This is a genomic window from Amycolatopsis orientalis DSM 43388, from assembly GCF_000411975.1.
In the GTDB taxonomy this organism is placed as follows: Bacteria; Actinomycetota; Actinomycetes; order Mycobacteriales; family Pseudonocardiaceae; genus Amycolatopsis; species Amycolatopsis orientalis_D.
Genome location: NZ_ASXG01000158.1, coordinates 80,363 through 101,467 on the forward strand (window position 1 = coordinate 80,363; position 21,105 = coordinate 101,467).

Consider the following 21,105-nt stretch of genomic DNA (forward strand, 5'->3'; position numbering starts at 1 on the left):
CTGACCTCGCCGGGCGCGGCCCGTGCCCCCGACGCGCACCCGGAGACCGCCCGCCGGTCCCGCTCTGGCCCGTCCGGGCCCCGGCTGTTTAGGCTGGTCGCGTGGAGTACGCAGAACACATCGTGGACCTCGTGGGCAACACCCCGCTGGTCAAGCTGAATTCGCTGACGCGGGGGCTCAAGCCGCTCGTGCTCGCCAAGGTCGAGTACGTCAACCCGGGCGGCAGCGTGAAGGACCGGATCGCGCTGCGGATGATCGAGGCCGCCGAGGCCTCGGGCGAACTGCGCCCGGGCGGCACGATCGTGGAGCCCACCTCCGGCAACACCGGGGTCGGGCTCGCCATGGTCGCCCAGCGCAAGGGCTACCGGTGCGTGTTCGTCTGCCCGGACAAGGTGAGCGAGGACAAGCGCAACGTGCTGCGCGCGTACGGCGCGCGCGTCGTCGTGTGCCCCACCGCGGTCGCCCCCGAGCACCCCGACTCGTACTACAACGTGTCCGACCGGCTCGTGCGCGAGATCGAGGGCGCCTGGAAGCCCAACCAGTACGCCAACCCGGAGAACCCGGCCAGCCACTACCACTCCACCGGCCCGGAGCTCTGGCGGCAGACGGACGGCAAGATCACCCACTTCGTCGCGGGCGTCGGCACCGGCGGCACGATCTCCGGCACCGGCAAGTACCTGAAGGAGGTCAGCGACGGCCGCGTCCAGGTCGTCGGGGCCGATCCCGAGGGCTCGGTGTACTCCGGCGGCACCGGACGGCCGTACCTGGTCGAGGGCGTCGGCGAGGACTTCTGGCCGGAGACCTACGACCGGAACATCGCGGACCAGATCATCCCGATCAGCGACGCGCACTCCTTCGAGATCACCCGCCGGCTCGCGACCGAGGAGGGCCTGCTGGTCGGCGGGTCGTGCGGGATGGCCGTGGCCGCCGCGCTGAAGCTGGCCGAGGGGCTGACCGAGGACGACGTCGTGGTCGTGCTGCTGCCCGACGGCGGCCGCGGCTATCTCACCAAGGTGTTCAACGACGGCTGGATGTCGTCCTACGGCTTCCTCCCGCCGGACTCCTCCGGCGCGACCGTCGGCGACGTGCTGACCCGCAAGTCCGGCGCGCTGCCCAGCCTCGTGCACTCGCATCCGAATGAGACGGTGGCCGAGGCGGTGGCCATCCTGTCGGAATTCGGCGTGAGCCAGATGCCCGTGGTCAGCGCCGAACCGCCGGTGATGGCCGCCGAGGTGGTCGGCGCGGTCAACGAGCGCGACCTGCTCGACGCGCTGTTCACCGGCAAGGCCCAGCTGGCCGACCGGCTGGAGACGCACATGTCGCCGCCGCTGCCCACGATCGGAGCCGGCGAGCAGGTGAGCGCCGCGATGAAGGCGCTCGAGGGGGCCGACGGCGCGCTGGTGCTCATCGACGGCAAGCCGGCGGGCGTCGTCACCAGGCACGATCTGCTCGCGTTCCTCGCGGGCCGCTAGGCGCAAGCTCACGGCGACCGGCCGGGGCGTCTGCGCGCGTCCCGGCCGGGCATCCGATAGCGTTACGGCCGAATAGAACTTTTTCGCGTCCTCGTCAAGGGGGTTCAAGACCCACATGAGTGCTCCGCAGCCACCGAACCAGCCCTGGGACGGCGGCCAGCAGCCGCCGCAGGGCCCGTCGAGTGGTCCTACACCGCAGCAGGACAGTCCCTTCGGCGCGTCGGAGCCGACCCAGGTGGTCCAGCCGGGCCAGCCGCAGCAGCCCGCGCAGGGCGGCGGCGCCTTCGGCGACACCCCGGAACCGACGCAGGTCGTGCAGCCGGGACAGCCGGCTGACTCGAACGCCACGCAGGTGGTCAACCCGGTGAACGCCGAGGGCAACGCCGAATCGACGCAGCTGGTCCCGCCGAGCCAGCAGCCGCAGAACATTCCGTACGCCCCGCCGCCGAGCGCCGCGGACAACCCGGCCGCGGTCGCCGGGTTCGGCGCCCCGCAGGGCTTCGGCCAGCCGGGTCCGGGCCAGCCCGGGCAGCCGGGCCAGCCGGGACAGCAGCCGCAGGGCTTCGGCCAGCCGGGCGGGTTCGACCAGGGCGGCTTCGGCGCCCCGCCGCAGGGCGCGTTCGGACAGCCCGGGCAGCCGCAGGGCTTCGGCCAGCCCGCTCCGTTCGGCGCGTCCGCCGCGCCGTCGGGCGGCGGCGGGAACGCGCTGTACGGCTACATCGCCGGCGGTGTCACCGCGGTGCTCGGCCTGATCGCGCTCATCGTCTCGTTCAGCTACCTGAGCGACACCAGCGACTACTCGAAGCTGTACGACAGCTCGCCGCGGTACCAGAAGCTGTTCGACGAGGCCGGTCTCGCCTCGCCGGGCACGCTGAAGTTCTACGTGATCATGATCCTCGTCGGCGCGGTGATCGCGCTGGCGGGCGGCGTCGCGCTGGCCCTCGCCTCGCGCGCGGCCGTGCTGCGCAAGCTCGCCCCGATCGGCGTGCTCGTCGGCGGCGTGCTGTTGCTGCTGTTCTCGATCCTGGCGAAGGCCGGGACCTCGGTCAGCAGCTCCTTCGTCGACAAGTACGGCGGCTCCAGCTCCAGCGCGACGAACGGCGGCGGCACCCTCACGCTCATCCTCGGCATCATCGTGCTGATCGTCGGCGTGGTCGCGATCATCCCGGCCACCTCGCAGTACGTCGGCCTCGGTTCGTCCTCGGGCGGCACCGGCGGGCCGGGCGGCCCGCAGCAGCCGGGCGGTTTCGGCGGCGGCCAGCCGGGCTTCGGCCAGCCGCAGTCCGGCGGTTTCCCGCCTCCCGGCGGCCCGAACCCGAGCAGCGGGGGCTTCCCGCAGCCGGGCGGTCCGAACCCGGGCAGCGGCGCGAACCCGCAGCCGGGCTTCGGGCAGCAGCCGCCTCCGGGTTACGGCCAGCCGGGTCAGCAGCCGGGCTACGGCCAGCCTGGCCAGCAGCCGGGTTACGGCCAGCCGCCGCAGCAGCCGGGCGGTTTCGGCCAGCCGGGCCAGTACCCGCCGCCGGGCGGGCAGCAGCCCCCTCCGGGCTACGGCCAGCCGGGCCAGCAGCCGCCGCAGCAGTGGTGACTCGCTGAATCTCCGCGAAGGGCGCCTCCGTCTCGCGACGGCGGCGCCCTTCGTCGTTTCCAGTCCGTTTCTCGCCGGGTCGAAGCAAATCTCGTGGCCTTTTCCCGGCCGTTCCGGCAGCCGGGGGAATTGCGGCGCACATGCGCTCGCGCCGGTCCCCAACGGCGCGTTTCCGGGCTAGGGTGGGCGCCGTCCGAATCGCCTTCCCAGCCCGAGGGGGACCTGCCGTGAGCGGCCTGCACGGACTTCCGGCACGGCAGCGGGAACGGGAACCCTCCCTGGCGGAACCGGCTCCGTACCGGCCGAACGGGGGCACCGCGATCGCGGCCGGACTGTTCGGGCTCGTCGCCGCCGCGACGTCCGGCTACCTTCCGGCCAGGCTGTTCCTCGACATTCCGTCCGGATTCAGCCTCGGCGATCTCCCGCCGCTGACGCTCGCCGATCTCGCCGCGTATCTGGCCGCTTCGCTGGTTTTGCTGGTCGGCGCGATCGCGACCTTTTTCCGCGCGACTGCCGGCGCGGTGCTGCTCATCGCGGGCGCGTTGCTCGCCCTCGGCGCGCTTGTGCTGGAGCCCGCGGCGGGCGCTTCCCCGGCGTACGTCGAATACTTCCGGACGCTGCTGCGGTTCGAGAATTTCGCCGCGCTCGACCGCGTCGCGCTGGCCGGCGCGGTGCTGCTGGTGCTCGTGCTCGCCGTCCTGCCGCGAACCTTCGGCTACCTGCGCCATCCCGCACCCGCGGCGCCGGTTTCGTCACCCTCGCGACAGTGGTGAAACCGCCCCCGAAAGCGGGGCAGACCTGGCACGATACAGGCACTCCGCCCGCCACCCGGCGGGACCAGAGACACCGAGGACTCCCCGTGACCTACCCCCAGAACCCGCAGGGCCAGCCACAGCAGCCGCAGAGCGGCCCGTTCCCCGGGCAGCCGTATCCGGCGAGCCAGCCGACGCCGGCCCAGCCGTACCCGGGCGCTCCGCAGCAGCCGTTCGCCCCGCCCGCCGCCGGCCAGCCGTATCCGGCGTACCCCGGCGGGCCGGGCGTGTACCAGCAGAAGCCGAACGGCGCGACCGCCATCATCGCCGGGATCCTCGCGATCATCGGCGGCATTTTCGCGATCATCTCGATCATTCTCGCGGTGGTGGCGCTGTCGGCCATCCACATCACGCTGTGGCAGCTGTACGCGTCGATCGTGGTCAACGCGGTGCTGGTCGGCCTGCTGTTCTTCGGCGGCATCGGCCTGTTCCTGCACAAGCCGGCTGCCCGGCTGTGCACGATCATCGGCTGTGGGCTGGTGATCGCGTACACGATCCTGAGCGTCGCGCTCGCCGGCGTCGCGACCGCCGGGTACAAGGGCAGCGCCCAGGTGCTGGGCGCGGGTATCGGCGGTGCCCTGATCGGGCTGATCCCGCCGGTCGCGACCCTGGTGTTGGCGATCGTGAAGCCGACCGCGGAGTGGGTCAACTACCGTCCGGGCGCGGCTGGCCAGCCGGTGCCGCAGGGCTGGTGACCGCCGGGCTGCCGGTGCGTGCTTTGTACCGGCAGCCCTCCCGCATGGTGAGTTGCCTCCCAGCTGATGGGATTGTCGGAGGTGCCCCGTACCCTGGGATGCATGGCCGACGACTACTCCGTCCTGGGTTTTGAAACACGCGCGATCCACGCCGGGCAGCAGCCCGATCCCCGCACGGGTGCCGTCATCGTGCCGATTTACCAAACGTCCACGTACGCGCAGGACGGCGTAGGCGGCACCCGCGAGGGCGGCTACGAGTACTCGCGCACCGCGAACCCCACGCGCACCGCGCTGGAGGAAGCCCTCGCCTCGCTCGAGGGCGCCCGGCACGCGCTGGCGTTCGCGTCCGGCATGGCCGCGTCCGACGCGGTGCTGCGCACAGTCTTGCGTCCCGGCGACCACCTGGTGCTGGGCAACGACGCGTACGGCGGCACGTTCCGCTTGATCGACAAGGTGCTCAGCCTGTGGGGCGTCGAGCACACGGTCGCGGACCTGAGCCGCATCGACGACGTCCGGGCCGCGATGCGCCCGGAAACCAAGCTGATCTGGTGCGAGTCGCCCACCAACCCGCTGCTGGGCATCGCCGACATCGCCGCGCTGGCCGGCGCCGCTCATGACGCGGGCGCCCGGCTAGTCGTGGACAACACCTTCGCCACGCCGTACCTGCAGACTCCGCTGGCCCTCGGCGCGGACATCGTGGTGCACTCGACCACCAAGTACCTGGGCGGCCACTCCGACGTCGTCGGCGGCGCGGTCGTCACCGACGAGGACGAACTGCGCGAGCAGCTCTTCTACCTGCGCAACGCCGCCGGCGCCGTCCCCGGCCCGTTCGACGCGTGGCTGACCCTGCGCGGGCTCAAGACGCTGGCCCTGCGGATGGACCGGCACAGCGACAACGCGGACCTGGTCGCCCGCACGCTGGCGAAGCACCCGAAGGTCACCCAGGTCTACTACCCTGGCCTGCCGGAACACCCCGGCCACGAGGTCGCGGCGAAGCAGATGCGCCGTTTCGGAGGAATGGTGTCGTTCCGCGTAGCGGGCGGCGAGGCGGCGGCGCTGGAGGTCGCGTCCCGCACGAAGCTGTTTGTGCTGGCGGAGTCGCTGGGCGGCATCGAGAGCCTGATCGAGCACCCGGGCAAAATGACGCACGCCTCGACGGCAGGCTCGACCCTGGAAGTCCCGGAAGACCTGATCCGGCTGTCGGTCGGCATCGAGGACGGCCGCGACCTGGTGGCGGACCTCACCCAGGCACTGGGCTGATCCACTCTCGTCGACGGGGTGCCGGGCTGGTTCCCGGTGCCCCGTTTTCGTCCCCGGAGTTGTCGCGCTGAGCTTGCCTGGGTGGGTGCTCCGGTTTCGGGTGTGTGGTCTCCTGCGCGAAGCTCGCCGAGACTGCTCGTGCGGAGGGGCTGCTCTAGTCGGGCCCGTCGCTTCTTCGGCAGCTCTCGCTGAGTTTGCCTGGGCGTTGGGTTGACCTGGTTTCGGGCGGGTGCGTGGGCTTGTCCGCACAGGCTTCGTTGAGCTTGCCTGGGTGGCGGGCTGATCCGCTCGGTCCTGGGTGGACCTGCGGATTTCTGGGCAATTCTCGCTCCGTTTGCGTGGGGTGAGCGTGCTCGGGTGGTGCTGGCCTGGTCGGTTTCGGGTGGCCTGCGGTTCCCGGGGCATCTTTCGTTGCGGTTGCTTGAAGTGTGGCCGGGTGGTGCTGGCCTCGTCGGTTTCGGGTGGCCTGCGGGTTCCGGCGCAGCTCTCGCTGAGTTTGCGTGGGGGGTGAGCGTGCTCGGGTGGTGCTGGCTTCGTCGGTTCCGGGTGGCTGGTGGGGTGCTTGGGCAACTCTCACGGCGGTTGCCTGGTCGGTGCTGATCCGCTGTGGGTGTGCGGGCTCTTCCGCGCAGCTCTCGCTGAGAACTGCCTGGCCGATGGGGCTGGACCTCGTCGGTCTCGGCTGTGCCCGCGGGTTCCCGGACAGGTCTCGCTGAATTCGCCTGGGTCCTGATCCGGTCTCGGGCGAGCGCGCTCCCGCGCAACTCCCGCTGAGCCTGCCCAGGGACGCCAGGCCATCGCGGGTTTTCGGCGGTTGCGCAGCCAGATTCAGCGGGAGTCCTCCGGCCGAGCCCTCGTGTGCTCAGCAGTCACACCGCCGAAGCCACCGCAACGAAGCGCTTCCCCGTCTCGCCCAACGGATCCGGCGAAATCCCTTGCCCCCAAAGCCCAAGCCAACCCGCCCAGCTCCGCCGGGGCCGCGGCCATCGGTCAGGGCTTGCTGTTCTCCGGAAGCGCGTTGGCCTGCCGGGTCCCGGTCGTCGTCGGGAGTTCGGAGCCGCTCACGCAGCCGCCGACCAGTTCGATGTGGTTGTCGTGCCGGATGTACTGGGCGGGGCCGGTGCAGGCGGCCGCCTCGACCGTCGCGAAGGCGGCTCCGGTGAGGGCCACCGCGGACAGGATGCCCGCGGCGAGCGGCAGCAGACCGGTGCGGGACTGGGCCCGAGAGGTGGTCCCGTGCTGCGCGCGTGCCATGGTCGCACTCCCTGATCATGTGTGGCTGCCGTTATCAGGGTACCGGTCCGGCAGGCGGCGCACCCCGGCCGTCCGTCGGTGGCATCATCGGCGCCATGGAACTGGTCAGCGTCGAGCGCATCCAGGAAGCTCGGAAGCTTCTCGAGGGCATCACCCGCGTCACGCCGATGGAGCACGCCCGCGACCTGCGCCGGCTGCACGGCGGTCCGGTGTATTTGAAGTGCGAGAACCTCCAGCGCACCGGTTCCTTCAAGATCCGCGGCGCCTACACCCGCATCCACGGCCTGACCGCCGAGGAACGCGCGCGAGGCGTCGTCGCGGCCAGTGCCGGCAACCATGCACAGGGGGTCGCGCTGGCCTCGTCACTGCTCGGCATTTCCTCGACCGTCTTCATGCCGTCGCGCGCTCCGCTGCCGAAACTCGCCGCGACTCGCGGCTACGGTGCGGAAGTCCACCTCCACGGTGCCGTCGTCGACGAAACCCTCGCCGAGGCCATCGCGTTCTCGGAACGCACCGGCGCGGTCTTCATCCACCCGTTCGACCACGCCGACATCATCGCCGGCCAGGGCACTGTCGGGCTGGAAATTCTCGAGCAGGTGCCGGGAGCGAAGACGATCCTCGTCCCGACCGGCGGCGGCGGGCTGGTCGGCGGGGTCGCGGCGGCGGTGAAGGCGCTGCACCCGGAGATCCGGGTGGTCGGCGTCCAGGCCGAGGACGCCGCCGCCTATCCGTCTTCGCTGGCGGCCGGCGGACCGGTCCGGCTGCGCGACGTGCACACGATGGCGGACGGGATCGCGGTCGGCGAGCCGGGCAAGGTCAGCTACGCCCACGTCCAGTCCCTGGTCGACGACGTCGTGACGGTCACCGAGGAATCCTTGTCCCGCGCGGTATTGCTGTGTCTGGAGCGGCGAAAGCTGGTCGTGGAACCGGCCGGTGCCGCGTCCGTGGCCGCGCTTCTGCAGCACCCGGGCGCTTTCGAGGCGCCAGTGGTGGCGATCCTGTCCGGCGGCAACGTGGATCCGGTGCTGCTGCAGCAGATCATCCAGCACGGCATGACCGCGGGCGGCCGCTACTTGAAGCTGCACCTGCGCGTGCCGGACCGTCCGGGCTCGCTCGTTTCGGTGCTGTCGTGCGTGAAGGACCTGGGCGCGAACGTCCTCGACGTCGAGCACTCCCGCATTTCCGGCAGCCTGGCCCTCGGCGAGGTCGACGTCGCCCTCGCCCTGGAAACCCGCGGCCCGGAACACTGCAAGGACGTCGAGGCCGCGCTCGCCGACGCCGGGTTCACCATCGTCAGCTGAGTGTCTACTGTGGACTCTGCGGCAGCCGGGCGCTGAACCACAGCGGGAGGTAATCCTCGTCGCGGGGGTAAAGCTCCTGGTCCAGCGCGTAATCCTCGGGACGGGGCGGCGTGTGGAACGCCGGTTCGTCGTCCTCGTTGAAGCTGGCCTGGTAGTTCGACGACGGGTCGATGACCAGCGAGAGCGTGTACCAGGTGCCGCGGCCTGGAACGTACTTGCCGCGCCGCAACTCAGCCAACGGCCTCGACAATTCCCGCGCGACGGGCACCTGCTGCGTGCTCCCGTCGGCCATCCGCGCGCCGCACGCGAGGTTCGCGTGCCTGCCCAGCGTCATGAAGTCGAAGACGATCTGCTGCCACCCCTGCGGAGCCGCCGCGACGAGCGCCGCCGAGATCTCGCCCAGCAGCTGTTCCGGATCCCTCGGTGCCGCTTCACTGGGACGGCTTTCCTCTGCGGGCGGGCTGGTCATCGCCGCCAGCATCCGCTCCTGCGTCGCCTCGTCCACCTGAGGCACGGTGTACCCGGCGGCCCGGATGTGCTCGACCAGCTCCGGGTCCGGAGAAATCCCGTGCTCACGCAGGTAATACGCGACCGCGCCGGGCCACACCCAGCTGCCGTCGGTCCGGAAGTTCAGCGGGACCGCGTCCGTGCGGGACGCATCGAAGGCGTCGACGTCCCTGCTCCGGGACGCCAAGATGACCGGTGCGCCGTCGAGATAAGCGAGCACGCGCTCACCTTCCTCCGGCGACAACGCTTCCCGCTCGACGACCGGATTCCCCGCCTCGTCGAACCCGTCGTAGATCCGCGGAGTACGCAGTTCAACGGCCGGGCTCGCGGATTCCCCTTCGGCGGCAACGGCTTTCGCTTGTGCTTCCGCGGGAACGTTTGCTGGCTCGGCGGATGCTCCACCTTGCGACGCTGGGATCTCGGCCGCTGCGACCTCGCTCGGCTCGGATTGCGCCTCATCACCATCCGACGCCGAGGCGGCCTGCGCGATGTCCGGCAGCGGAGGAACCGATGGCTCTGCATTCGCGGCCGGTTCCGCCCCGGGCGGTGGTGCGGTGGGTTGGTCGACGGGGAGCGCCGGGGCGGAGGGTCCGGTGCCGGTGCCGAGTTCCGCATCAGGCAGCGGCGGAGGCGAGCTGGGCTCGTCCACGGGAAGTGCTGGAGCGGGAGACTCGGTGCTCGCGGCCTGTTCCGCGCCGGGCAGTGGTGGAGGAGGGCTGGGCTGGTCGACAGGGAGTGCCGCGGCAGGCGGCTCGGTGTCCGCGACCCTTTCCGCCCCGGGCGGCGGTGGCTTGCTTGGCTCGTCCACGGGGAGGGTCGGGGCGGGGGACTGGGTGCTTGCGGCCTGTTTCGCGCCGGGCAGTGGTGGAGGAGAGCTGGGCTCGTCCACGGGCAGTGCCGCGGCAGGCGGCTCGGTGCCCGTGACCTGTTCCGTGCCGGGCAGCGGCGGTGGTGTCGTGGGCTGGTCGACGGGGAGTGCCGGGGCGGAGGGTCCGGTGTCGGCGACCCTTTCCGCGTCGGGCAGCGGTGGTGGCGTGCTTGGCTCGTCCACGGGGTGTGCCGCGGCCGGGGGCTCGGTGCCCGCAACCCTTTCCGCGCCGGGCAGTGGTGGAGGAGAGCCAGGTTCGTCCGCCGTGCGCGGACGAACTGGGTTCCCAGCGTCGGCGGGTTCGTCCGCGCTGGGCGTCGGGGAAGCCGTCTTTGGCTGTTCCGCGGGCTGCGCGGGGCCGGGATGTCCAGCGCCAGCAGCCTGTTCCGCACCCGGCAACGGCGGCGGCACCGCAGGACTCGCGCCAGGCGGCGGAACCGGCTGCCCAGGAACCGCGCCAGGCGGCGGCGGAACCGGCTGCCCAGGAACCGCACCAGGAACCGCACCAGGAGGCGTCGCCGCACCGGCTCGCTGGCGTAGCCACGGCGGCACGAATCGGTCCTCGCGCGGGAAGAACCGCAGTTCGTCCTGGAAACCGATCGGCGGCGGCATCTGCCGCCACCGCGGCTCGACGTCTGGCTGGTAGTCCGTGAACGGCGGTCGCTGCGGCGAGAACACCAGCGTCGCGGTGAGCCAGGTGCCGCGGCCCGGCTGGTACATCCCCGTGCGCAGCACGTCGAACAGCCGCGGCAGCTCCGGATGCGGCTGGACCGGGTAGGTGCGGTTGTCCGGGGCGAGCACGGCGACGTCGACTTCCACGTGCCGTCCCGCCGCGCGGCAGACGACCTGCAGCTGCTGCCAACCAGCAGGCAGCGCGGCAGCGGCCGCCTGGCCGATCTGCTGGACGAGCTCCTGCTGCTGCGCGGCCGTGAGCGGCGCCGGTGGCCGGGTCATGGGTTCAGCGGCTCCTCACCGGGCGAAGGCTTCATTTCACATCAAACCGTTCCGTGGCGGGCGAGCGCCCGCGAGCAGGTTGGCCGGCGTGTAGCCGGACTGCACGTCGAACGTCATCCCGACCGAGCGGGCGAGCACCGCCACCGCCAGCGGGGCCAGCGCGAGAAACCCCGCCGGATCGGTGGCGCGGTCTTCGGCGGTCCAGTACTCGCGGTGCCGCTCCAGCGCGGAGACGAACGCCTCGGCGAACTTCTCCGAGTCCCGGCGCAGCACGTAGTAGAACATCCGGATCGGCGGGTACACCAGCTGCAGCATCGCCGCGCGTGGGGTGAACTGTGCGGTGTCCGGGTCGGTGCCGTCCATCGCGGGCAGGAACATCTCCGGCGTGACCTCGCGGTGCGCGAGGAACGTCTGCAGGGTCTCGACCCACGGGTACATATAGGCGTCGTGCTCGATGCCCGACGCGCGCAGCACGTCGAGCGGCACCGCGGCCAGTTGCTGGATCAGCACGTCGTCCCGCTGGATCACGCCAAGCCAGGCCGCAGTGAGCCAGGCGGCCGCATCGGTGCGCGGCGTGGGGCCGGTCGCCGCGAAACGCCGCGGGCGGCCGATCACCGCGTCGACCTCCTGGCCCTCTGGTGCGCACGCCGCGGTGAAAGCGGCGGCTGCGGCCTGCGCGGCGAGGCCGAGATCGCGCCAGGTGTCCGGCTCCTCGGCGTCCGGGTCGACGACGCTGCGGTATTGCGCGAGCATCAGCTCCCGGCGCAGGACGTTCGCCAGCGCGCTGGTGTCCTGCGTGAGGTAGTCGAAATAGAAGGCCACCTGCGGCGACAACTTCTCGATCTGCCTTGCCGCGACGTCGCCGTCGACCGGATGCCGGTCCACGACGGTCCTCGCCGGACCGCTGCCGTCCGGCACCGCCTGGCCTGCCAAGGGCACGGTCATCCGCCGACGGTGATGTCCTGCGCCCACGGCGGCAGAAAATCGGAGCCGGTCTCGCGCATGATCTCCAGCCGCTCCCGGTAACGCTCGACGTCCGGCGTGATCGCCTTGAACCACGCGCTGACCGAAGGCCAGGCGACGCGCGCGGGTTCGTCCTCGGTGAGCAGCCAGACCTGCGGGTCGTCCTGCTCGGCGTCGGCCCCGTCGACCACGTGGTAGGTGTACCCGCCGTGTGCGGCCAGCACCAACGCTCCGTCCACATCGGACAATTCAGCGTTCTGCGCGTTCGCAGTGGCGACCGCGTGGTTCTTGGCCTCGCCGCGCACCGCCGCCACGCCCAGGGAACTGCCGGGCAGCCACAGGCCGTGTGTCGTGCCGATGAGGCGCAGCACTTCCCGCGCGGCGGCGGGCACGGCCCGGGCGCGCTGGTCCTCCGCCATCGCGTCGATCTCGGCATCGGACGCTCCGCGCACCGATTCCGCGCGCAAACCGGCTTCGACCGCACTGGCGAAGGTCGCGCGAACTTGTTCCGCGCCGCCGCCCGGAGACGCCGTCATCACATCAACCTTTCACCGGCGAGGTTGACGACCTCGACCCGGACATTCGGGAAAAGCTGCTTGTACTGCAGGATAACATCGGTGCAGGAGTCGCAGATCTGGTACTCGTTCGGAATCATGTCCCGCTTCGTCGACGGCAGGTCCACGACCATCCGCAGGTCGCCGCTGATGTCTTCGCGGGTGACCGGCGTGTAGGTCTGCCCGTTCTGCTGCGCGCGTTCCGCGCCGCGCCGGTTGATTTCCTCGAGTGCGCCGTCCATTCGATCGCGGGCCCGCGCCGTGTCGCCGCGAAGTCCTTCGCGGTACATGTTTTCGTGGTTGTTCTTGAGGTACGCCGCTTCCTCGCGCCGGGATTTCTCGATTTCCTTCTTGACGATGTCGTCGATTTCGGCGCGGTCGAGACCGGAACGGGCAGCGAAATTGTGCCGAACCATTTCTTCGAGCAGTTTCGGTTCCGAGTCGTGGGTGCGGCCGAACTTGCCGTCCGGGTCGGGCATGCCGAGTTCGGGGCGGTACGGACCGGCGTCCTTGGTGCCGAACAGCCGCTCGGACTTGGGCCACTCCGGCCCGTCCTTCGCCGGTGTCCAGTCATGGCTCTTCCCGCTGAAACTGTAGAGATCGACAGTTTCTCCGTTCGCGTCGCGGAACCTCGCCGTGGTGAGGGCCCGTTCGTGCGGACGGCGCACGTCGTCGGTGAGCGGGTTGCGGTTGCCATTCAGCTCTCGCACGCCGTCGAGACCCTCGGCGCGGCGGTCGCGGTTCTCCTGCCGGAGATCGCGCATGTCTTGGTCCCGCTGTTCCTGATTGAACGGCGGCTGCCCGCGGTCGACGGCGCTGTCGGCGTCGATGTCGTGCGGGTCGTGGTGCTTGCCGTCTGGGGCGAAACCGTCGTCGCCGACGTGGTGGGCGCTGCCGTCCGGGCGGTGCACCGACCATTCGCCGTCCGGCGGGATCCGCGGGCGCATCCGTCCGTCCGGGCCGATTTCGTAGTTGGAGGAGAAGACCCGGCCGTTCGCATCCGTCCACGCCGGCTTGCTCGGGGCCAGCACCTCGGTGTCGAGGTCGCGCGACAGGCGGTGCGCGAAATCGTTCGATCCCGCGTCGCAGCCGATCAGCCGGATCGGCCTGCCGTCGTAGTTTCCGTTGTGCCGCAGGATGTCCGCGAACTCCTCCGGCGTGTACAGCCGGTCGCCGATGCGGGCGTGGCCGTCCGCGGTGACGTGCACGTCCACCGTGTAGCGCCCGTCCGGGTCCGGCTGGACGCGGTGCGGCAGGTCGCCGAGTTCCGGGTCGTCGCGGTGGTACGAGCTGCCTGCCGGGGTGTCCTCGGCGTGCCGGTGGTTGACCTCGTCCGGCGACAGCGGCTCGTCGTGGTGCGGCGGAGTGCCGTCGTGGCCAGGCTCGTCGTGGTGGTTCGACCCGTCCGGATCGTGGTGCTTCGGGTCCTGGTGCTCCGGATCGGCGTGGTCCGGCTTGCGCTCGGGCGCGTCGTGCTCCGGCTTGTGGTCGGCCTTCCCGCCCGGCTTGCCTTCCCCCTCGTTGTGCCGCGCTGGCTTCTTGTCCGGCGCGGTGCCCTCCGGCTTGTCGCCGTTCTTCGGTTTGCCGTACTGCGCCGGGGTTTCCTTCCCCGTCCGTGGTGAACCGTTGGTCTCGCCGGGCTTGGCGGGCGCGTCGGTACGGGCGCCACCGCGTGCGACGGGCTCCGGCGAGCCGTCGGGACGCCGTGCGCCTCCTTCGGAGCCGCGTTGTCCTCCGCCCGGACCGGTCGCGACGGCCGCGGCCGGGGGCGCGGAGCCGTCACCCGACCCGCGGTTCCCCGACGCGGGCGAGCCGCCGGACGCTGGTGCTGGCTCCGAACGGCCGAGACCGGGTTCAGCTCCCGGCCGTTTGGGCGGTCCGGTCTCGCCGCCGTCACCGGGACGCTGCGGACCGCTGTTCGAGGAATCCGCTGGACGCTGCGGCGAAGAACCGCCACCTCCGTCGGGGCGTGGCGAAGTGGCGTCGCCAGTGCGCGGTGAAGCCGAGCCGCCGTCACCGGTCCGCTGCGGAGCGGAAGATCCGCCCTCACCAGTGCGCTGCGGCGGAGTCGCCGAACTGCCGTCGCCAGACCGCTGCGGACCAGGCCCGGAACGATCCGGCGTGCGGCTCGGCCCGCCGCCGTCCGCCGGACTCGGCCGCCGGCTCGACGGACCGCTGTCCGGAGCCCGGTTCGGCGGTGCCTCGGGAGCCCGCGACCCCGGCGTCCCCGTCCAGCCGCTGCCGCTGGGCCGAGGCGACGGACTGCCGCCGCCAGCCGGAGCATTGGTCGGACCGCCGCCACCCTGCTGCGGAATCCCGCCGCCCGCCGGAGCCTGGTTCGGCGCCGAACCGCCCCCGTCGTTCGAGCGCAGGTGCGGCGGGGGAGCGGATTCCGGAGCGGGTGCGTCCGGGCGCGGCGGGGCATAGCCGCTCGCCGACGTCGAATCGTTGCTGCTCGAATGATGCGGACTCGGCTCGTCGCCGCCCGAATGCGTGCCACCGCCCGAAGGCGAGCGCGGTGCATCGTTGGAGTGCGGCGCGCTGACCGGCGACGGGCCATCGCTGTGCACCGGACTTTGCGGCGAGTAGGAGCTTTCCGACGGGCTGCCTCCGCCATGGGACGTCGGGCTCGCGTCATCGGCGAGCGCCGACGGGCCGGAGTCGGGATGAATGCCGCCGGGGCTGTCGGAACTCCGCCGGGACGACGACGTCAGAGTGTCGATTGTGGACGGCCCGGTGCCGTCCGGCGACGAGGGGTGCAAGCCGTCCGGCGACAACGGGCTGTCGCTGCTCGGACTGTCGGATCCGTTGTGGCCGCCGGAATCGCCCGTGGGGTCGCCGGGCGTGTCGGAACCGTCCGAACCGTCAGGGCTGCCGTTAAGCCCGTCGCCGTCGTCCGCGTTGTCCGACCCGTTGGAGCGGCGCGAACCTGACGGCGAGCCAGGATCCGCGTCGCCTTCGCCGCCGGACCCGCTGTGGTGCCCGCCGCCGGAACCGCCCGCGCCGCCGCCGGAACCGCCGCGGTGGAAGAACCCGCCCGCCTTGATGTTCTTCGTGCTGATCACGTCGAGGCCGGTGACCTTGCCGGCCAGCTTGCCCAGCACCTTGATGATCTTCGTGAACACCTCGGCGAGCTTGCCGAGCAGCGGCGAGACCCGGCGCATCGTCTCGCACAGCTTCGTCAGCAGTTCGCTGATCTTCTCGCCCCACTTGGAAATCGCCGTTACGGCCTGCGCGACCACCAGCGGCGTCCCGAATCCGAGCGAGAACACCTCCTCCATCACCCAGGAGATCAGCTTGCCCACCAGGTCCGCGATGAGCTGGCGCACCAGGCCGCGCACGAAGGCGACGACCTGGCCCATGACCATCGTGACGGTGCCGATCGCGCTCGCGACCGTCGCCGCGCCGCCGATCGCCTCGGCCGCCTCCGCCGCGGACTTCCGGTAGGCGTCCGCGCCGTCGCCCTTCCACTCCGCGGTTCCGGTCTTGACCGCGTTCTCCAGGTCTTTCTGCCGTTCCTGCAACGATTTCGCGACGTTGCCCCAGGTGTCGGCATAGGACTGGATCACCGGCGGGTTGCCCGCGACCGAGTCCAGCATGTCCTTCAGCGGCTGCACGTGCTCCATCAGGAACGACGCCACCGACGACATCAGGTAGCCGAACGGGTCGATCGCCGCGCCCGCGATCTCGCCGGCGAGGCTCGCGACGCCGAGACCGCCGGAAACCCAGTCGCCGTCCGCGATTCCCTTCCACGCGTCGGTGGCCGATTCGGCGATGTTGATGCCGGTGGCGTAGCCGTAGTCGCCATTGCCCTCGGTGAACGGGCCTGGGCCATCGCCGTCCTTTTTGGACTCAGCGACCAGCGGATTGGCGTCGGGCATCAGTCGCTCGCCTTCATCGAACCGGCGGCTTCGCCTTCGTAGTCGTCATACGCCTTGGCCGCGTCGCGCACCTTCTGCGCCTGCGCGTCCATCGCCGTGACGGTGTTCTGCAGCGCCTCGATCCCGTAGTTCTCCACCGGGTCCAGCATCATCCGGAACGGCTGGCAGAGAATGCCGTACGCGTCGGTGGGCATGCTGACCTGGTTCGCGGCGTCGACCGCCTGCTTCAGGCCGTCGGCGAGCGCGTCGAGCTGCCGGGCGTGCGCCTCGAGATCGCCGCCGATCTCATAACCCCTGGGTGGCATGGTTTTTCTTCCCCTGGAACGGCTTGCGGTCAGGACAGGATCGATCCGCCGAAGTCGTCGTCCTCGTCCGACGAACTCCGGCGGCGGCGTTGCTGCTGAGGCGGTGGCGGAGACGCCGGACGCGCCGGCGGCGGCGCGGGGGCACCGGTTTCCTCGGCGTCCTCCGGCAGGAACCGCCGCACCCGGTCGGACGCGGACTCGGCCGGTTCCTCGGCGGGCGGCGCGGGAAACGTCCGCTGCGCGTCGGCCACCAGCGTTTCCGTGGTCTCGTCGCCGCCGACCGTCTCGGCCGCGGCCTGCTGCAACAGTTCGGGGATCCGGGCCTGCGCGCGCTGCACGAGCCGCATCACCTCGGCGGAGACCTCGGCCATCTTCTTGCCTGCCGCGGAATCCGCGAGCACCAGGTTCTTGAGCAGCCCCTTGGCGTCCACGGTGACCTCGACCGAACCGTCCTTCGACCGCTCGGTGACGGTTTGACCCTGCATGCGCTCGGCCATCGCCTGGTAGCGGGCAGCGGTTTGCTGGAGCTGCTTGGTCCAGCCCTCGATCATCTGCTCGCTGGCGTCGACGCTGTCCGGCATCGGGCCCCTTTCTCCGCGGTGACTTCTCCAGAATGACGGACGCGCACCCCCGTCGGTTCCGCGCGGTTCCGAATTGTCCGCGCGGCGCGGTTCCTCCCGTGTGTCGACTACTGTACGCGAACTTCTGGTTGCTTGCCGTAACAAAACGGCCCGCCCGCGAGGTTCGCGGACGGGCCGGGGGGAAGCAGTGAGCGGATCAGAGGTTGCCGCGGCGCTCCTGCTCGCGCTCGATGGCCTCGAACAGGGCCTTGAAGTTGCCCTTGCCGAAGCCGAGCGAACCGTGCCGTTCGATGAGTTCGTAGAACACGGTGGGCCGGTCGCCGATCGGCTTGGTGAAGATCTGCAGCAGGTAGCCGTCCTCGTCGCGGTCGACCAGGATCCGGTGCTCCTTCAGCGTTTCGATCGGCACGCGTACCTCGCCGATCCGGGCGCGCAGTTCGGGGTCGTCGTAGTACGAGTCCGGAGTGTCGAGGAACTCGACGCCCGCGGCGCGCATCGCGGTGATGGTGGCGATGATGTCGTTGGTGGCCAACGCGATGTGCTGGCAGCCGGCGCCCTCGTAGAACTCGAGGTACTCGTCGATCTGCGACTTCTTCTTCGCGATCGCCGGTTCGTTGAGCGGGAACTTGACCCGGTGGTTGCCGTTCGACACCACTTTGCTCATCAGCGCCGAGTACTCGGTGGCGATGTCGTCGCCGACGAACTCCGCCATGTTCACGAAGCCCATCACGCGGTGGTACCAGTCGACCCAGTAGTCCATCTTGCCGAGTTCGACGTTGCCGACGCAGTGGTCGACCGCCTGGAACAGCCGCTTGGGCGCGCCCTCGGGCCGCTTGGCCGTGCCCTCGCGCGGCTCGTAGCCGGGAAGGTAGATGCCGTTGTAGCGGGACCGGTCGATGAGCGTGTGCCGGGTCTCGCCGTAGGTCGCGATGGCCGCGCGGCGGATCGTGCCGTGCTCGTCGGAGACGTCGTGCGGCTCCTCGAGGATCGTCGCGCCCTCCTTGCGGGCGTGCTCGACGCACTTGTCGACGTCGGTGGTCTCCAAGGCGAGGTCGATCACGCCGTCGCCGTGGCGGCGGTGGTGGTCGAGCAGCGGGGAGTCGGGCTTCACGCCGCCGGTGATCACGAAGCGCGCGGAACCGGACTTGAGCACGAAGGCCTTGTGGTCGAGCTGTCCCGTTTCGGGACCGGAGTACGCGACCAGCTGCATGCCGAACGCGACCTGGTAGAACCACGCGGTCTGGGTGGCGTTGCCCGCGATGAACACCACCGCGTCCAGTGCCTTGACCGGGAACGGGTCGGTCGAGGCGTCGTGGTCCACCAGTCCGACGAGCTGGCGGAGCTGGTCATAGCTGACGTCGTCGAGTGCGCCGTGCGGATCCATCGTGGAGGTCATGCGTTGAGCATGAGTCGAGCCTGGCAAGCTGTGCAACGGTTTCCGTTTCGACTGGGCAATATGTTCAGCTTACCCTGGATATGCTCGGTCAACTTGGACAACCTGCGCAGGGAGAAACCGGTGCTTGACTCGCTCGACGCGCGGCTGCTGCTGTTGCTCACCGACTCGCCCCGCCTCGGCGTGCTCGAATGCGCGCGCCGGCTCGGCGTCGCACGCGGCACGGTGCAGGCGCGGCTGGACCGGCTGACCGAACGCGGCATCCTCGGCGGCTTCCCGCCGGAACTCGATCTGGCCGCGATGGGCTACAGCCTCACCGCGTTCGCCGTGCTGGAAATCGCGCAGGGCAAACGCGCCGGGGTCGCGGAGGCACTGGCTGCGATCGACGAAGTCTGCGAAGTGCACGCCACCACCGGACAAGGCGACCTCTTCGTGCGACTCGTCGCGCGGGACAACGACGATCTGCAGCGCGTCATCGACGAAGTGGTTGGCGTGCCGGATGTTTTGCGTACGTCGACCTCAATCGCGTTGTCTACACCAGTGCCACCGCGAGTACGTCCGTTGCTCGAACGGACGGCTAGGACACGTACGTGAGGTAGCGCTTCGCGGAGCGCTGTACGACGTTATGGCCGTCTGTACGCACGATGGCGTCCCACCACGCGCCGTAAATGGCTTCGAAGGCGTACGGCTCCAACAGTTCCGCGGCGTGCCGTACGACGCTCGGCCGCTCCGGGATGAGGTTCGGGTAGCTGTACATGAAACCGACGTGCGTACGGTCCGGGACCACCTGCACGATGTCGCCGGACAGCAGCGCGCCGCGGCCTTCTTCGCCGTCCGGCCAGTGCATTACGGTGCCGCCGGCGAAGTGCACGCCGAGGTTGATCAGCTGAAGATCGGGCGAGACGTCGAGCGTCGTGCCGGTCCACAACTGGATCGACGGGTCCGGCCTGCCGATCCACTGCTGGTCGTTCTCGTGCAGGTAGACCGGGACGTCGAAGGCGCGCGCCCACTCGACCATCGTCGTGTAGTAGTGCGGGTGGCTGATCGCGATGCCGGTGAGGCCGCCGAGTTCGGTGATCTTGCCGATCAGCTCGTCGTCGAGGTAGGCGGCGCAATCCCAGAGGAAGTTGCCGCTCGCCGCGCGGACCAGCAGCGCGCGCTGGCCGATCGCGAATTTCGGGTCCGAGCCGACGCCGATGATGCCCGGCCCCTGCTCCTCGACCCGCGGCTTGAGTTCGCCGTTGGCCCGGAGCGTGGCCAGGTCGGTCCACTGCTGCCCGCCCGGCGGCACGTATTGCCGCTCGTCCTCGCAGATCGGGCAGTCCTCCCGCGGGGCGGCGTACTGCATCCCGCAGGTCAGGCAGAGCGGTTCGGTGCTCATCGGCGTCCTCCCAGTGGTTTCGCTGGAAGACACGCTAGACCGCCGAACGCGCGCCGGGCCACGGGAAAACGGGCGGGCGCGCGTTCGGCGGAAACGGGTCAGGCCTCGGTGTAGGGCACCGCCTTGATCAGGGTGACCTTCATGGTCTTGCCGTTCGGCAGCTCGTACTCGCGGGACTCGCCCTCCTTGGCGCCGAGCAGCGCCTTGCCGAGCGGCGACTCGGGGGAGTACACGTCGAGCGCGCCCTCGGCGCCCTCTTCGCGGGTGGCGAGCAGGAACTTCTCCTCCTCGTCGTCCCCGTCGTACTTGACGGTGAGCACCTTGCCGGGGCCCGCGGTGCCGTCGTCCTCCGGCGCCTCGCCGACCTTCGCGTTGCGCAGCAGCTCCTGCAGGTGCCGGATGCGGGCCTCGGCCTGGCCCTGCTCCTCGCGGGCTGCGTGGTAGCCGCCGTTCTCCTTGAGGTCGCCCTCTTCGCGGCTGTCGTTGATGCGGGCGGCGATGACCGGACGATTCTCGATCATTTCGTCGAGCTCGTGCTTGAGCCTGTCGTAGGCATCCTGGGTCAGCCAGGTCACCTTGGTGTCGCTCACGGTCACCATCTCCTCGTAGGGCCTGCCAGGCTTGGGTGTACAAGCCGGCCACCGCGTACGCACGCGGCTGAGATAAAGGAAAAACACGGCCCGTCGGGGGCCGTGCTGGTATACGAGCGTATCACGGCAGGACAGGTCGACGCCGGTCCATTTCCCGCCGCGCGGACGCTCGCCGCGCATTTCACTCCGTTGGCCGCTACGGGGTTGACAGATAGCGTGGTATGGAATACGAGCAGCCGAACACGTCGGCGGTCACCGGGGTCCCGATGCTCTTCACCACGGTGTTCACCCTGCTGTGGCTGGCCCCGGCGGGAACCAGCACCTCCCGGCGGCCGCTTTCCGCGCCGGACTTGTCGCGCACCCGGACGACGCACACGCCGGGCTTGCTGTCGTCGTCCCGGGTGACGTTGAGCGTGACCTGCATCGCGTCGTTCGGCAGCTCCTGGAAGCCGATGCGCTCCGCGTCGATCGGGGTCGTGCCGAGGTTGAGGTAGTAGACGAAGCCGACCGCGCCGCTCACGACCAGCGCGACGGCCACGAAAAGCCACCTCCGCCAGCGTTTCGACGGCTTGCCCTTGCCCGCGGCGCCGTACCGGTCCGCGGGCCGCGCCGGAACGGCGCCGCCCTCGGCGGTCACGGTCTCCCCGCTCTGCAAATCCGGGCCTCCGGTCAAACTTGTCGTACCCCTGGGGACAATAGGCGGTGCGGCCGGTCCGGGGCACCACCCTGGTCGAGTATCCGCGACCCGT

18 protein-coding genes are annotated in these 21,105 nt (G+C 70.5%); 7 read left to right on the plus strand and 11 right to left on the minus strand.

Annotation, left to right across the window (positions count from 1 at the left end):
• Positions 1-101 precede the first annotated feature (101 nt).
• The 5 genes from L942_RS32930 (at position 102) to L942_RS32955 (ending at position 5,824) form a co-directional block, all read left to right on the plus strand.
• Entirely contained in the window at positions 102-1,472 is a 1,371-nt protein-coding gene (locus tag L942_RS32930) for a cystathionine beta-synthase (protein WP_037367798.1), read from the plus strand.
• 115 nt (positions 1,473-1,587) lie between these two features.
• Positions 1,588-3,057 (plus strand): hypothetical protein, encoded by a 1,470-nt coding sequence (locus tag L942_RS32935; RefSeq protein ID WP_106965121.1) that lies wholly within the window; start codon positions 1,588-1,590, stop codon positions 3,055-3,057.
• Positions 3,058-3,284: 227 nt separating this feature from the next.
• Complete coding sequence (locus L942_RS32940) at positions 3,285-3,830, plus strand: hypothetical protein (protein WP_106965122.1); 546 nt, start codon at positions 3,285-3,287, stop codon at positions 3,828-3,830.
• Positions 3,831-3,916: 86 nt separating this feature from the next.
• On the plus strand, positions 3,917-4,564 hold the full coding sequence (locus L942_RS32950; RefSeq protein WP_081655329.1) for a hypothetical protein: 648 nt from the start codon (positions 3,917-3,919) through the stop codon (positions 4,562-4,564).
• A gap of 102 nt (positions 4,565-4,666) precedes the next feature.
• A complete protein-coding gene (locus tag L942_RS32955) occupies positions 4,667-5,824 on the plus strand; it encodes a cystathionine gamma-synthase (RefSeq protein WP_037367802.1) in 1,158 nt (385 codons plus the stop codon).
• Positions 5,825-6,814: 990 nt separating this feature from the next.
• Here the strand turns inward: L942_RS32955 and L942_RS32960 are convergent.
• Positions 6,815-7,078 carry a hypothetical protein gene (locus tag L942_RS32960; protein WP_037367803.1) on the minus strand — a complete coding sequence of 88 codons (264 nt, stop codon included), beginning with the start codon at positions 7,076-7,078 and terminating at the stop codon, positions 6,815-6,817.
• A gap of 95 nt (positions 7,079-7,173) precedes the next feature.
• Between L942_RS32960 and ilvA the strand changes: the two genes are divergently transcribed.
• Positions 7,174-8,379, plus strand: coding sequence for a threonine ammonia-lyase (gene ilvA / locus L942_RS32965; protein ID WP_037367805.1), 1,206 nt, complete (start codon positions 7,174-7,176; stop codon positions 8,377-8,379).
• Between the two features lie 4 nt (positions 8,380-8,383).
• On the opposite strand, the gene L942_RS46060 is transcribed toward ilvA, so the two are convergent.
• The 7 genes from L942_RS46060 to hppD all read right to left on the minus strand — a co-directional run bounded on the left by L942_RS46060 (position 8,384) and on the right by hppD (position 18,388).
• Positions 8,384-10,708, minus strand: a complete 2,325-nt coding sequence (locus L942_RS46060) for a hypothetical protein (RefSeq protein ID WP_158684571.1) — start codon at positions 10,706-10,708, stop codon at positions 8,384-8,386.
• Positions 10,709-10,744: 36 nt separating this feature from the next.
• Positions 10,745-11,653 (minus strand): immunity 49 family protein, encoded by a 909-nt coding sequence (locus L942_RS32975; protein WP_051166414.1) that lies wholly within the window; start codon positions 11,651-11,653, stop codon positions 10,745-10,747.
• On the minus strand, positions 11,650-12,207 hold the full coding sequence (locus L942_RS32980; protein WP_037367806.1) for a hypothetical protein: 558 nt from the start codon (positions 12,205-12,207) through the stop codon (positions 11,650-11,652). Before L942_RS32980 ends, L942_RS32975 begins: the two co-directional genes overlap by 4 nt.
• The gene (locus L942_RS32985) at positions 12,207-16,106 is read right to left on the minus strand and encodes a hypothetical protein (RefSeq protein ID WP_037367807.1); all 3,900 of its coding nucleotides are present in this window, start codon (positions 16,104-16,106) and stop codon (positions 12,207-12,209) included. Before L942_RS32985 ends, L942_RS32980 begins: the two co-directional genes overlap by 1 nt.
• Complete coding sequence (locus L942_RS32990; RefSeq protein ID WP_037367808.1) at positions 16,106-16,411, minus strand: type VII secretion target; 306 nt, start codon at positions 16,409-16,411, stop codon at positions 16,106-16,108. Before L942_RS32990 ends, L942_RS32985 begins: the two co-directional genes overlap by 1 nt.
• Before the next feature lie 29 nt (positions 16,412-16,440).
• Positions 16,441-16,992, minus strand: coding sequence for a YbaB/EbfC family nucleoid-associated protein (locus tag L942_RS32995; RefSeq protein ID WP_037367809.1), 552 nt, complete (start codon positions 16,990-16,992; stop codon positions 16,441-16,443).
• A 196-nt stretch (positions 16,993-17,188) separates the two neighbouring features.
• Entirely contained in the window at positions 17,189-18,388 is a 1,200-nt protein-coding gene (gene hppD, locus L942_RS33000) for a 4-hydroxyphenylpyruvate dioxygenase (RefSeq protein WP_037367810.1), read from the minus strand.
• A 120-nt stretch (positions 18,389-18,508) separates the two neighbouring features.
• Here hppD and L942_RS33005 point away from each other — a divergent pair, with 120 nt between their 5' ends.
• The gene (locus L942_RS33005; protein WP_009083170.1) at positions 18,509-18,979 is read left to right on the plus strand and encodes an Lrp/AsnC family transcriptional regulator; all 471 of its coding nucleotides are present in this window, start codon (positions 18,509-18,511) and stop codon (positions 18,977-18,979) included.
• On the opposite strand, the gene L942_RS33010 is transcribed toward L942_RS33005, so the two are convergent.
• The 3 genes from L942_RS33010 to L942_RS33020 all read right to left on the minus strand — a co-directional run bounded on the left by L942_RS33010 (position 18,963) and on the right by L942_RS33020 (position 20,993).
• A complete protein-coding gene (locus tag L942_RS33010; RefSeq protein ID WP_037367812.1) occupies positions 18,963-19,766 on the minus strand; it encodes an MBL fold metallo-hydrolase in 804 nt (267 codons plus the stop codon). The genes L942_RS33005 and L942_RS33010 overlap by 17 nt on opposite strands.
• Before the next feature lie 98 nt (positions 19,767-19,864).
• Complete coding sequence (gene greA, locus L942_RS33015; protein ID WP_037367813.1) at positions 19,865-20,365, minus strand: transcription elongation factor GreA; 501 nt, start codon at positions 20,363-20,365, stop codon at positions 19,865-19,867.
• 187 nt (positions 20,366-20,552) lie between these two features.
• Positions 20,553-20,993, minus strand: a complete 441-nt coding sequence (locus L942_RS33020; protein ID WP_037367890.1) for a DUF4307 domain-containing protein — start codon at positions 20,991-20,993, stop codon at positions 20,553-20,555.
• Between the last annotated feature and the right edge of the window lie 112 nt (positions 20,994-21,105).

Excerpts from the sequence above, each read along its gene's own strand:
- L942_RS32995 (WP_037367809.1), bottom strand. The coding sequence starts at position 16,992 with ATGCCGGACAGCGTCGACGCCAGCGAGCAGATGATCGAGGGCTGGACC.
- L942_RS33010 (WP_037367812.1), bottom strand. The coding sequence starts at position 19,766 with ATGAGCACCGAACCGCTCTGCCTGACCTGCGGGATGCAGTACGCCGCC.
- L942_RS32975 (WP_051166414.1), bottom strand. The coding sequence starts at position 11,653 with ATGACCGTGCCCTTGGCAGGCCAGGCGGTGCCGGACGGCAGCGGTCCG.
- L942_RS32935 (WP_106965121.1), top strand. The coding sequence starts at position 1,588 with ATGAGTGCTCCGCAGCCACCGAACCAGCCCTGGGACGGCGGCCAGCAG.
- greA (WP_037367813.1), bottom strand. The coding sequence starts at position 20,365 with ATGGTGACCGTGAGCGACACCAAGGTGACCTGGCTGACCCAGGATGCC.
- ilvA (WP_037367805.1), top strand. The coding sequence starts at position 7,174 with ATGGAACTGGTCAGCGTCGAGCGCATCCAGGAAGCTCGGAAGCTTCTC.
- L942_RS32990 (WP_037367808.1), bottom strand. The coding sequence starts at position 16,411 with ATGCCACCCAGGGGTTATGAGATCGGCGGCGATCTCGAGGCGCACGCC.
- L942_RS46060 (WP_158684571.1), bottom strand. The coding sequence starts at position 10,708 with ATGACCCGGCCACCGGCGCCGCTCACGGCCGCGCAGCAGCAGGAGCTC.
- L942_RS32955 (WP_037367802.1), top strand. The coding sequence starts at position 4,667 with ATGGCCGACGACTACTCCGTCCTGGGTTTTGAAACACGCGCGATCCAC.
- L942_RS32960 (WP_037367803.1), bottom strand. The coding sequence starts at position 7,078 with ATGGCACGCGCGCAGCACGGGACCACCTCTCGGGCCCAGTCCCGCACC.
- L942_RS32980 (WP_037367806.1), bottom strand. The coding sequence starts at position 12,207 with ATGACGGCGTCTCCGGGCGGCGGCGCGGAACAAGTTCGCGCGACCTTC.
- hppD (WP_037367810.1), bottom strand. The coding sequence starts at position 18,388 with ATGACCTCCACGATGGATCCGCACGGCGCACTCGACGACGTCAGCTAT.
- L942_RS32985 (WP_037367807.1), bottom strand. The coding sequence starts at position 16,106 with ATGCCCGACGCCAATCCGCTGGTCGCTGAGTCCAAAAAGGACGGCGAT.